Annotated in this window: 8 protein-coding genes; 5 read left to right on the forward strand and 3 right to left on the reverse strand. The window is 44.7% G+C overall.

The genetic code is table 11. The features are described 5' to 3' along the window. The first annotated feature begins 188 nt into the window (after positions 1–188). The 4 genes from AAGR14_RS00375 (at position 189) to AAGR14_RS00390 (ending at position 6488) form a co-directional block, all read left to right on the forward strand. Positions 189–1106 (forward strand): YihY/virulence factor BrkB family protein, encoded by a 918-nt coding sequence (locus AAGR14_RS00375; RefSeq protein WP_342646607.1) that lies wholly within the window; start codon positions 189–191, stop codon positions 1104–1106. Positions 1107–1345: 239 nt separating this feature from the next. Then, complete coding sequence (locus AAGR14_RS00380; RefSeq protein ID WP_342646608.1) at positions 1346–4483, forward strand: glycoside hydrolase family 2 TIM barrel-domain containing protein; 3138 nt, start codon at positions 1346–1348, stop codon at positions 4481–4483. A gap of 137 nt (positions 4484–4620) precedes the next feature. Next, positions 4621–5466 carry an SDR family NAD(P)-dependent oxidoreductase gene (locus AAGR14_RS00385; RefSeq protein ID WP_342646609.1) on the forward strand — a complete coding sequence of 282 codons (846 nt, stop codon included), beginning with the start codon at positions 4621–4623 and terminating at the stop codon, positions 5464–5466. A 92-nt stretch (positions 5467–5558) separates the two neighbouring features. Next, complete coding sequence (locus AAGR14_RS00390; protein ID WP_342646610.1) at positions 5559–6488, forward strand: AraC family transcriptional regulator; 930 nt, start codon at positions 5559–5561, stop codon at positions 6486–6488. A 1-nt stretch (position 6489) separates the two neighbouring features. On the opposite strand, the gene AAGR14_RS00395 is transcribed toward AAGR14_RS00390, so the two are convergent. Then, the gene (locus tag AAGR14_RS00395) at positions 6490–8052 is read right to left on the reverse strand and encodes a M20/M25/M40 family metallo-hydrolase (RefSeq protein ID WP_342646611.1); all 1563 of its coding nucleotides are present in this window, start codon (positions 8050–8052) and stop codon (positions 6490–6492) included. 38 nt (positions 8053–8090) lie between these two features. Continuing rightward, complete coding sequence (locus AAGR14_RS00400; RefSeq protein WP_342646612.1) at positions 8091–9374, reverse strand: BamA/TamA family outer membrane protein; 1284 nt, start codon at positions 9372–9374, stop codon at positions 8091–8093. A gap of 272 nt (positions 9375–9646) precedes the next feature. Here AAGR14_RS00400 and AAGR14_RS00405 point away from each other — a divergent pair, with 272 nt between their 5' ends. Then, the gene (locus AAGR14_RS00405; protein ID WP_342646613.1) at positions 9647–10969 is read left to right on the forward strand and encodes an acetylxylan esterase; all 1323 of its coding nucleotides are present in this window, start codon (positions 9647–9649) and stop codon (positions 10967–10969) included. A gap of 91 nt (positions 10970–11060) precedes the next feature. Here AAGR14_RS00405 and AAGR14_RS00410 read toward each other — a convergent pair whose 3' ends face one another. After that, positions 11061–12473: a TolC family protein gene (locus tag AAGR14_RS00410; protein ID WP_342646614.1), complete on the reverse strand. Its 1413-nt coding sequence runs from the start codon at positions 12471–12473 to the stop codon at positions 11061–11063. Between the last annotated feature and the right edge of the window lie 19 nt (positions 12474–12492).

Genomic DNA, 12492 nt, shown 5'->3' on the forward strand with positions numbered 1-12492 from the left:
AAGTCTACAAGGTAGGTATAATAATCCATGTATTTTCTAAAAGGTAAAATTATTTAATTAATATTTATAGTGCTTGAAAAATAGGAGGTGCTTACACACAAGTAATTTTAATAGTACACTTTATAAAGCGTGTTACAGTAAACAACCTATAACTGCATTTGTATGTAAACAACACTGATTACAGTTTAATGATTAGCCGTTATTTAACTAAAGAGGCTCTGAAAAATGGAGCCGGAATATTCAAAAATGCATTTTTTAGTTTTATAAACAACAGGGCACTTAGTTTAAGTGCGTCGTTAGCTTTTTACACCATCTTTTCTTTAGCTCCGCTGCTGTTGCTGATGATATCGCTTACTGGCATTTTCTTCGGGCGGGATGCTATGCAAGGCAAAGTCTTTTCAGAAATTAATGGTATGGTAGGTAACGATGCTGCAATACAGGTACAAGATACCATCAAAAGCCTGGAAGCGTCGGGTAAGTCTACTATTTCAGTTATTATTGGCATCATTACGTTAACTATTGGTGCAATTTCCGTTTTTGGCGAAATTCAAGATTCTGTCAACATTATATGGCAGATAAGGGTTCGTCCGGAAAAGGGCTGGGGTAAATTAATCATAGACAGATTATTGTCTTTGTCCATCTTTGTCATCTTAGGTTTTCTGCTATTAGTTTCTTTATTTATTAACGGTGCGTTGTTAGCTATAAACGACAGGCTGGAGACATTTTTGCCCGACATTACCATCGTATTATTCAACACACTGAACATTGTTCTCAGTTTTGTGGTAACGTTGGTTATTTTTAGTGTAATTTTTAAAGTGATTCCTGACGTAAAAACCCGGTGGAAAGACATTGTGCCGGGTGCAGTTTTTACCTCGTTTTTGTTTATGCTGGGCCGGTTGCTCATTGTTTTTTATATTGAAAGGTCGGGCGCAAGTTCAACCTATGGGGCCGCAGGTTCGCTGATTGTTATTTTACTCTGGATATATTATACAGCTGCAATATTTTATTTCGGTGCCGAAGTAACCCGAGCTTACGCCGACTTTAAAGGTGTTAAAATAGTACCTGCAAAATTTGCCGTACAGGTGGAGCAAAGAGAACGGAATTAGCAACCGTTAGATTTCTGGCAGGTACAAAAAGATATAATTTAATGCCTTGCTAACCTCGCAGTTTATAGTTTAAGTAACCTCCTTGTTACTAACACTCCATGGTTGAACATTAGTACTACGATTATATGTATTATTGTTTCAGTGATTTACTGGTGCTTTCTAATTTTGAATAGGCCAATATGCCCATTTTTCTTTGTTATCTAACCATCAGCGGCTACGCCACAACCAATAACTTAAGTATGAAAAGACAAGTTGCCTTTTGCATCATCCTTTTATCTGTATTTTTTCAGGCATTTACGCCTGTATCAGCTCAACTCAAACCGGGGATTGATTATCCTGCAGAAATTGAAAATCCTGAAATATTAGGCATCAACAAAGAGCCCTACCATACCACCCTGATGCCTTATGCCGATATGCAGGAAGCATTAAAGGCCAACCGGCATGCCTCATCATACTCTCAGAGCTTAAACGGCCCATGGAAGTTTTCGTGGGTACCGAGCCCCGAAAAGCGGCCGGTAAATTTTTATGAGCTTAATTATGATGTATCTAAATGGGCCGAAATACCGGTGCCCTCTAACTGGGAAGTGCAGGGTTATGGTACACCTTTTTATCGCAACCTGGGCTACACCATCAAACGAGATTACCCACGGGTAATGAGCGAGCCGGATAAGCGCTATACAGCTTACGTAGAAAGAAATCCGGTAGGTAGTTACCGCCGCGATTTTACATTGCCGGCTAACTGGGCAGGCAGACGTACATTTGTAACTTTTGACGGGGTTGACAGCGGTTTCTTTTTATGGGTTAATGGCAAAAAGGTAGGTTACAGCGTAAACAGCCGTAACGCTGCCGAATTTGATTTGACGCCATATCTGCAACCCGGGAAAAACACCATTGCTGCCGAAGTTTACCAATACAGTTCCGGCACCTGGCTCGAAGACCAGGATATGTGGCGGCTGCACGGCATATTCAGAAATGTTACGCTATGGAGTGCTCCGCAAACCCATATCCGCGATTTCTTTTTTAAACAGGATTTAGATAAAAACTATACTAATGCAGCTGTAGAGGTATCGGCCAAAATTAAAAACTACAATACTAAGGATGCCCCGGCTACCGATTTAACAGCAATGTTGTATGATGACAAAGGCACTGTTGTTGCGCAAAGAACGGTTAAAGGCAGCAAATTGCCGTCGGGTAAAGAAGAACAGGTTGCCCTTAAGTTTGACGTAACCAACCCCAACAAATGGACAGCAGAAACGCCTTATTTGTATACGCTGGTGCTTAAATCTTCTCAGGGCGAATTACTATCGCAAAAAGTAGGATTTCGTAAGCTGGAAATAAAGGGCCGGGTGTTTTTGGTTAATGGGGTACCAATTAAATTAAAAGGGGTAAACCGCCACGAGCACTGGTCAGACGTGGGCCATGCCATCACCGAAGAACAAATGATCCGCGATTTGGAAGTCATTAAACAAGGCAATTGTAATCACGTGCGTACCTGCCACTATTCTGATGACCCGCGATGGTATGAGTTGTGCGACCAGTGGGGCATCTGGCTGGTTGCCGAAGCCAATATGGAATATCACGGTTATGACCGTAAGTTTGACGAAGAGCCAACCATTAAAGCTGCAATTGTAGACCGCAACGTAGCTAACGTAGAAAACTTTAAAAATCATCCGTCGGTAATCATTTGGTCGTTAGGAAATGAGGGAGGCATCGGCGGAACCAACGTTGGCGCCGCACTAACAGCGGTTAAACAAATAGACCCATCGCGGCCGGTGCACTATGAACGTTATGGCGTAGGTGCAAATAACCCTGCCGATCTGGATGGAAGAATGTACGGTACAGCTGCCGATTACATAGCAGTTGCTAAAAACCCGACCTTAACCAAGCCATTTTATATTTGTGAATTTGTACATGCTATGTTTAACTCCATGGGGTCGCTGGATGAATACTCGGCAGCTTTTGACAATAACCCCGAAATTTTAGGCGGTGCCATCTGGGAGTTTCAGGACCAGGCCTTGTGGAACAAGCGCGACCCTAAACATCCTATTTTGGCTTACGGCGGCGGTTTTGGCGAGTATCCTAATGATCATTACTTTATTCATAAAGGAGTGGTGGCTTGGGACCGCAAAACTGTAAAACCTCATTATCCCGAAATGAAAAAAGCATTTCAATGGATAACCACCAATTTAGCCGACCCGGCTACCGGTATGATTTCCATCAGAAATAAGTACCAGTTTGTTAACCTGGATGGTTTTGAAGGTAAATGGAGCCTTTCGGAAAACGGAGTTGAAATTCAAAAAGGTACTTTTGAGTTACCCAATATTCCGGCCAGGCGCGAGGGTAGAGCATTTATACCTTACAAAGTAGAAAGCCCTAAACCCGGAGCCGACTATTTTTTACGTGTATCTTACCTGGAAAAAGGGACAAGCTTATGGGCGCCTAAAGGGTTTGAGGTTGCAGCTGATCAGCTCAAATTACCAATAAATACTTTGCCTACAACCGAAGCTGTTACTGCAGTTCCGGTTACCTACAACCAGGATGCAAACGCTGTTAAAGTAAGTGGCAAGGGCTTCTTCGTTACAATAAGCAAGCAAACGGGTTTAATTAGCGAGATTAACAAAAACAACACGAACATCATACTGCCTGATGGCGGCCCAAAAGTGCACCTGTGGCGGGCACCGCACCGTAATGATGATATGTGGGCGTATAGCTTATGGGAAAAGTATGGTGTTCAAAATTTGCAGCATAGCTTAGTAAAAATTAATGTTAAGCAAATTAATCCAAATGCGGTTAACGTAACTGTAGTAACTAAAGAAACCGGTAAAGAAGGTTTTGGCGTTTACCACACGGCCACTTACCTCATTAATGGCAATGGCAACATCAAAGTAAATAACGATCTGCAGTTTACCGGCGTTAAAATTAATCTGGCGCGCATTGGCGTGCGCATGCTGTTAAATAAACAGCTTGACCATATGAATTTTTACGGACGTGGTCCCTTTGAAAATTATTCGGACCGTAAAAGTGCTGCCGAAACGGGAGTGTACAACATTGGGGTAAATGAGCAGTACGAGTATGAAAAGCCAATGGAAAGAGGCAACCATGAAGAGGTGCGCTGGGCAAAAATGACAGGTAGTAATATATCGCCGCTTACCATACAAGCCGACGCAAATTTGATGCAGGTAGCTGCCTTGCCGCATACTGATGAGCAGATGTTTCCGGTAGAGTATAAAATAGATTTGCCGGCCAGCAATTCTACCGTTTTATGTATATCAACAAAAACGCTGGGTGTTGGTTCGGCCAGTTGCGGTCCGAGGCCATTAGCTCAATACCAGGTATGGTCTGAGCCCACCTCGTTTAGCTATACCATTAAATTATAATAACCATCCGCATAAGACGGTGTACAAGTAATTGTACGCTGTCTTATGCGCTTCGTTTTGAACACAACATTCCTCAATTAGCTTAAAAATAGCTTTGGAGTATTGTACAACTTTGTGCTATTAATAATTAAAATATTATGGCACATCAAAATGAGAATAATAAAGTATGGTTTATTACCGGTTCGTCACGTGGATTTGGACGTGTTTGGGCTGAGGCTGCTTTAAAGCGTGGCGACAAAGTAGCCGCTACAGCGCGTAAGCAGGAAAGCATTGCCGATTTGAAAGAGCAGTTTGGTGATAACGTGCTAATTCTGGAACTGGACGTTACCAGGACCGATCAGGTAAAAGCAGCTGTGCAGCAAGCTTATACGCATTTTGGCCGGTTAGATATCGTGCTGAATAATGCAGGCTACTCTTTAGTAAGTACGATTGAAGAAGCTGATGCAGATGAGATCAGGACGCTATATGAAACTAATGTTTTGGGCCCGGTTGCCGTTATTAAAGCTGTAATGCCTATACTGCGTGAGCAAGGCTACGGTCATATACTGGGTACCTCCAGCAACCTGGGGCACGTTACTCTACCGGTTATCGGTTACTATTGTTCTTCTAAATGGGCTTTTGAGGCCATTCACGAAAGTTTGGCCGAAGAGGTAAAGCAGTTTGGCATCAAAGTTACGATTATTGAGCCCGGCGCTTACGCTACCGAGTTTGGCAGTCAGGAATCGTTAAAATTTACAGCAGGTATGGATGAGTATAAGGCTTATAAAGAAAGCTTTTTTCAAAACCTGCGGGGTATGGAACGAGGCGATCCTAATGCCACCCCTAACGCTTTATTTCAAGTGGTAGATACCGAAAATCCTCCTTTGCGCATCTTTTTAGGTAGCCATAACTTGCCCTGGACACGCGCAACTTACCAAGACCGATTGGCTACCTGGGAAGCATGGGCTGATGTTTCAAACGCTGCACAAGGCAACGCAAAGTAAGTAACTTGTAAAAAGAACCCTGCTTAGTCAAAATTATAGCACAACAGCCGATCTTTGATAAGACACTGGCCGTTGTGCTTAAAACATTTTGTATGAAAAAGGAAGAAAGCAATTATCACCAGTTCAGTTCTATTACTGATGCGCACCGGGCTTTTGGCTTGCCCAAGCCGCTGCATCCTTTAATAAGTTTAATTAATGGTGCAAATACGCCCGATCATGTAGTTGCACCAACCGGCTCTCATGTGCTCAACTTTTACAAAATATCATATAAACCCCAGCTGAGTGGCAAGTTAAAGTACGGACAGCACCATTATGATTTTGATGGCGGCGGTTTATTGTTCGCGGCACCGCGGCAAATTATAGGTAATTATCCTGATGACGATACGCAGGCAGCAACTTGTTCCCTTTATACTTTGCTGATACACCCTGATTTTTTACAGGGCTATCCAATAATTCAGAAAATGAAGCAGTATGGCTTTTTCTCTTACACTGCCAACGAAGCTTTGCATCTGTCTGACCACGAAAAAGAAACTATCATCTCCCTGTTTAAAATGATCGAAACGGAGCTAAACAGCCGAATTGATGATTTTAGTCAGGATGTAATTATCAGCCAGATTGAGTTGCTGCTTAACTTTGCTAATCGCTTTTACAAGCGGCAGTTTATTACCCGTAAAGTGGTAAGTAACGATTTGCTGCAAAAGCTGGAAAATATCCTTGAGGAGCATTTTAGTCAGAAGCAATCAATTGCACGTGGTTTGCCAACAGTAGCCTTGCTTGCCGAACAGCTTAATATGTCATCCAGTTATTTGAGCGATATGTTGCGTTCTTTAACCGGCCGTAATGCACAACAGCACATTCACGATAAGCTTATTGAAAAGGCCAAAGAAGTTTTATCTACCACCAGCTTATCAGTTAGTGAGGTGGCTTACAGTTTGGGGTTCGAGTATGCCCAATCTTTTAGCAAGCTGTTTAAAACTAAAACCAACTTGTCGCCACTCGAGTTCAGGCAACAATTTAATTAAGCTATAATCCCTCAAAAACAAACATCTCTTTTTTTAATGGCTTACGCGGAATCATGTCGGGCCTTACACTGGCCTGGTAAACAAACGACGCTACAATAACGGCTGCTTGTTTCAGATCTTCTATCTGTAAGTGATCATAGTCGTCCATGTTACTGTGGTGGGTACGCGTTTCATAATCAATTTCATCCTGCACAAACTGGAAGCCCGGAATGCCAGCCCAATCAAAAGAAAGGTGATCGGTAGAGCCGGTATTGGTTAGCGTTACCTTAGCAGCACCTAAATCGTTAAAGGGCGCAAACCAATTCGTAAAAATTGGCTGTACTGCGGCATTGTTCTGCGCGTGTATTCCCCTTATTTTGCCGGTACCGTTATCTAAATTAAAATAAACTGATACTTTGGCCTGCTCCGGTTTTAATTGGTAAGTTTTACTGTCTATAAAATGATTTTTAACATAATTGTATGAGCCAAACAGGCCCTGCTCTTCACCGTCCCAAAGGGCAAGGCGGATGGTACGTTTTGGCTTTAATCCTAACGAATCCAACAGGCGCATAGCCTCCAGCATCACAATACAACCCGCAGCATTATCGGTAGCCCCGGTGGCTGCCGTCCACGAATCCAGGTGCCCGCCCAGCATCACCAGTTGTGATTTTAATTTAGCATCAATACCTGGTATTTCGCCTATTACGTTATAGCCTTTTGTGTTTTGGGTAGAAAATTTGCCTTTTACCTCGCAAGCAATTTCAACACGGTGACCCGATTGGTAAAGCCGCTTAATTTTCTGTGCGTCTTCTAACGCAATACTTATTTGCGGTAAAGTTTCCGGGTCGGTTAATTTGTAGCCGTAGCTGCTTTGCACAAATACGTTTCCGTTAGTGCTTTGCCGTCCGCTAAAAATAATGGCTAAAGCGCCGGCTTTTTTAAGCGTCATATCAAGTCCCATCAGCTTGCGCATAAAAGCAATTTCGCCTTCTACACCTTCACGCTTTTCCATGTACTTATCCTTTAAGTTAGCCAGTGCAGTATCGGCCAAGCGTGTAGCCGTAGGCATAAAGGCAGCATCAGTTTGAGGCGCTTTGCCGGTAAGTAAAACAAACTTATTTTTAAAATCGGGCATGTGTTGTTGCAGGTAAACACTATCCATGTATTGCTGCGGACTTATAACCACAACCTGCCCTTTTTGCAAACCATTAGTATTGGGCGACCACGGGTTGGGGTAAGCCCTAAGCGGGGTTACGTAAGGCTCCGTCATGCTGATGGTAAACGATTCTAAATCCCATTGCTTGCCAAACTGGCCCCAAGGCTCAGTTTGGGCATTGGCCAAGCCCCACTTTTTCATAGTGGCCACGGTCCAGTCTGCCGCGCGCCGGTAGCCCTCAGAGTTTGTTAACCTTGAGCCGGCTACATCGGTTAAATAATGGGCAATTTGCGGAATTTGCGAACTGTTAAACTCTGCCCGGCGTATGCGGTTACATATGGCAGTGTCGGGTTGGTCGGCCTGTGCTTGTGCAGAGCAGCAAGGTGTTAAAAACAGTGCAGGTAACAGGTTAAATATCAGGCGTTTCATGTGCAAATTGAAAGGCCTTAAAATAATAAAATTATAACTTAAAATACCTCGCCTACATCAATAAATAATCCTCGTGAGCCTTGTCGGCCAAAGCCATAATCAATGGCAATATTGGTACGCGATGTTTTGTTTAGTTTAAGCCGCAGCCCTGGTCCAATAGCAGGTTGTATGCGCTGTAAGCGGGTGCCGGGCTCGGCCGAAAGTGTTTGTGCATTGGCAAACAATACCCCACCAATCAAGCCGTTTTGGGTCAGGTTAAAACGGTACTCGCTTTCCAGGTAAAACATTTGCGCACCCCTGAACCGGCCCTGAATGTAACCCCGGCCAGTAGCCGAGTTTGCATCCCACGAGCTGCTGGGCAGGTTAAGGTAAGATGGCCTGCCGTTTAGCACCACCCAGTTATACGACCAAAAAGCCAGCACATTTTTAGAACCGTACGGGAAGTTGATATACTTACGCAAATCAACAATCAGCGATCGCCAATTTGCGGTGCTGCCCATCCATTTGTTGCTGTTGCGGTACTGTAAACTGCCATACCAGCCTTTACTGGGATTAATAGAGTTATCGCGCGAATCGTGTAGGATGTTGAACGTAAGACCGGAGGCTACCGAGCGCGAAGATTTTCCGTAACGAAGATAAGCAGAAGGTTGCCCGTCCAGCGGAGTTTCCTGAGTAATATTCCAGTAGGCATCTATGGCGTAACCTAAGCCAGCATACCAGTTACCACTAATATGGCGCAGCGCTGTTTCGTAAAAACGGGCGAACGAAAAATCCATAGGTTCCTCATCTTTGATGCTTGAACTGCTGCCCAAACCGAAAGTGCTTTGCGGGTATTGGTAAAATCTATAATCTCCTACAAAAACATAGTCGTTCTTTTTAGTCCAGAATGCAGTTTGTATAGGCACAATAATCTGCTTGTTTTGGGTGTAAGATACACTTCCCACCACAGTAGATACACGCGACTTAGGGCCGGTACGGAATGCCAGGTTACCAGATAACACAATAGCCAGTTTAGAAACCAGGGTATAGCCCAGTGCCGGCACTATCGAGATGATGGGCTTACTGCCTATGGAGTCGTTTTCTTTAGATGGTTTGAGGTGGAACAGTGCCTTAAAAACATCAGGCAGGTCTTTTTGCCCGTTTAAAACGGTATCTCTTTGCAGCGTGTCAGTTACCTTTTTTTTACCGGTAAGCAATTGCGGTAAAGACACACTTCGGTCAGTTTGTGCATTGGCCCTGTAAAAGCTCAACCCGGTTAAAAGCAGGCAGGTTAAGACTGTTTTCAGTAACAGCAATAACGCAGATGATTTGGCGCTATTCATATCGATACAGGAACGGCAAATAAGTGTCAAAACCAAGTGTGTTTAGTGATAAACATTGCTATATGTGGACGTTATGCGGCTCGCATACATTTTCAAGCTCAAAATTGAAAATTATTTTTCGGAGTACAGTCAGCTTTCAAAATTTTTAAAATTCTTCGACATAATGAATCGTTTGTTGCTAAGTAGTTAGATGTTGTGCGACCTTAATTTTACAAAAGGCAAAGGTTTTACCCGAGGTTTTATTTCATACCTTGTTCGTTTTAAGATTGCTGATGATAAAAAGTGTTGTTTATGCCGTTTTGCTGGCTGCTTTGCCCCTTTTACAGGTGCAGGCCCAAGCGGTAGATAAATCAAAAAGTAACGTTGCGCAAGACCGGCAGCAGTTATTGCAACAATTGCAAATTACCACCCTGCGCCGCGGGCCGGATCCGGCCTTGGTTAAAGCGCTCGACCCTAAGACTGAGTTAGGCAAGTTAGGCCTATACGGTAAAATACCGGAGGCGCTGGTTTTAAATAACGGTAAACCTGTAACTACCGCTAAACAATGGTGGCAGCAACGGCGACCCGAGGTTGTAGAGTTTTTTGACCGCGAGGTTTATGGCCGCGTGCCTAAAAACATGCCACGGGTAACCTGGGCTGTAACCAGCCGGGTAAATGCCATGCACCACCAGGTACCCGTAGTAATTAAAACGCTGAAAGGGCATGTAGATAACAGTAACTATCCAGATGTGAATGTTGACATACAACTGGTGATTACCCAACCGGCAAAAGCAAAGAAGCCGGTGCCGGTGATGATGGAATTAAGTTTTCCGGAAGATTTCAGGCAGTTAACCGGCCCTGCCGATACAACTAACTTGTGGCAGGATGAGGTGCTGGCCAAAGGCTGGGCTTATGCTATGTTGCTGCCGGTAAGCATCCAGGCCGATAATGGTGCCGGGCTTACTCAGGGCATTATCGGTTTGATGAATAAAGGACAGTTTCGTAAACCGGACGATTGGGGCGCGGTGCGTGCCTGGGCATGGGGTGCCAGCCGTGCATTGGATTATATAGAAACCGACCGCTCTCTTGATGCCAAAAAAGTAGCTTTAGAAGGACATTCGCGCTACGGCAAAACCGTGCTGGTAGCCATGGCTTACGACCCACGTTTTGCTATGGTTTACAGCAGCTCGTCGGGCGAGGGCGGTGCCAAGCTGCACCGGCATAATGCAGGCGAGCAGGTAGAAAATATTTGCTCAACCGGAGCATACCATTGGATGGCAGGCAACTTTTTAAAATATGCCGGTCCGCTTAACTGTACCGACTTGCCCATTGATGCGCACGAACTGATTGCTTTAGCAGCGCCCCGACCCGTTTTTATAGGCGTTGGCGCTAATCGCGATGATTGGGCCGGGCCCAAAGGCACTTTTATGGCCGAGGTTGCTGCCGGTCCGGTATATCGCTTGCTGGGTAAAAAAGATTTAGAGACTACTACTTATCCTGCAGTTGACCAAATGGTAGCCCGCGGCGATTTGGCTTTCCGGCTTCACCATGGGGGGCATACCCCAGCATTAAACTGGCCATACTTTATTGAGTTTGCTTCCAAATATTGGAAATAGAGCTTTAAGCTAATCATACAAAAAGCCCATGTTCCAAAAGCTTACTAAGCTGCCGGAAGCATGGGCTTACTTATTTTGTGATGGTCTTTTTTTAATTCCAGCCACCACCTAATGAGCGGTACAGATCTGATACGGCGTATAACTGGTCGCGTTTAATAGAGGCCAGTTCCAGCTCGCTTTGCAGTACATTGCCTTGGGCGGTAATAACCTCCAGGTAATTAGCCAGGCCGTTTTTAAATAGCTGGTTGGCATTTTGGGTGGCTTGTTGTAAAGTTTTTACCCTGTCGGCTGCAATCTGCTGCTGCTGTTGCAGCTTTTCTAACTTGACAAGGGCGTCCGATACTTCGCCTACAGCGGTTAACACAGTTTGCCTAAACTGCAACACCGTTCTTTCGCGTGTTATTTTAGCCACCTGGTAGTTAGTGCTTAATACCTTGCGGTTAAGTAATGGCTGTACCACACTGCCCGTTACAATGCCAAATAACGAGGCCGGTACATTGAACCAGTTACTGGCTTTAAAGGAGTTTATACCACCACCTGCGGTAATCCGCAAGGCAGGGTACATTTCGGCCTTAGCAAGCCCCACATTGGCATTGGCAACAGTTAAATCAAGTTCTGCACTTTTTACATCCGGGCGGCGGCTTAATATGGCCGATGGTACGCCGGCAGTAACCGGGGCCGCAACGGTCATTTGTGTAAGGGCAGTTGCCCGGTCAACACCCGAAGGTAGCCTGCCTGCTAAAACGCTCAGTGCATTTTCCTGAAGGGTGATATTTTGTTCAAACTGCGGAATCAGCTTTTGAGCTGCCTGTTGTTGTGCTTGTGCCTGCTGTACAGCCAACAGCGTAACCTGACCGGCATCATATTGCAGTTTCACAATGCGCAGGGTACTATCGTTTAAGCGCTCGTTACTTTTGGCAATGTTTAATTGCTCGTCCAACATCAGTAGGTTATAATAGCCTTGCGAAACAGCCGCAACAATTTGGGTTTGTATGGCTTTGCGGGCTTCCTGGGTTTGCAGGTATTGGGCCAGGGCCGCCTGTTGCCGGGTACGGATCTTGCCCCAGATATCGGCCTCCCAAGATAACTGTAAGCTGGCCGAGTAATCTTCGATATGCTTACTGCCAATATTGAACTGGCGGATGCTGACACCGGTAAGGCTATTGTCAGACGGGCGGTTACTGCTGGCCGACACATTAATACTGGCCTGCGGCACGTAGTCCCATTTTACACGGCGGAACAAAAGATCAGCCGATTCAATGTTCTTTAATGCAATTTGCAGATCATAATTTTTACGGATAGCGCTATCCAGTAACTGCTGCAGTGGCCGGTCGGTAAAAAAGCTCCTCCAGGGTATGTTTGCAATACTGGTAGTATCGTCGGCATGATTGTCGTTTCTGAATGCAGTAGGCAAAGCCGGGGTGGGAGTTACCGTATCTTTAGTAACCTTACAGGCGCTTAACACTAAGAGTATTAAGGCCGGTAACAAATATTTAGTTTTCATGACTTTGATGAATTGGAAA

It is taken from the genome of Mucilaginibacter sp. CSA2-8R (assembly GCF_038806765.1).
Classification (GTDB): Bacteria; Bacteroidota; Bacteroidia; order Sphingobacteriales; family Sphingobacteriaceae; genus Mucilaginibacter.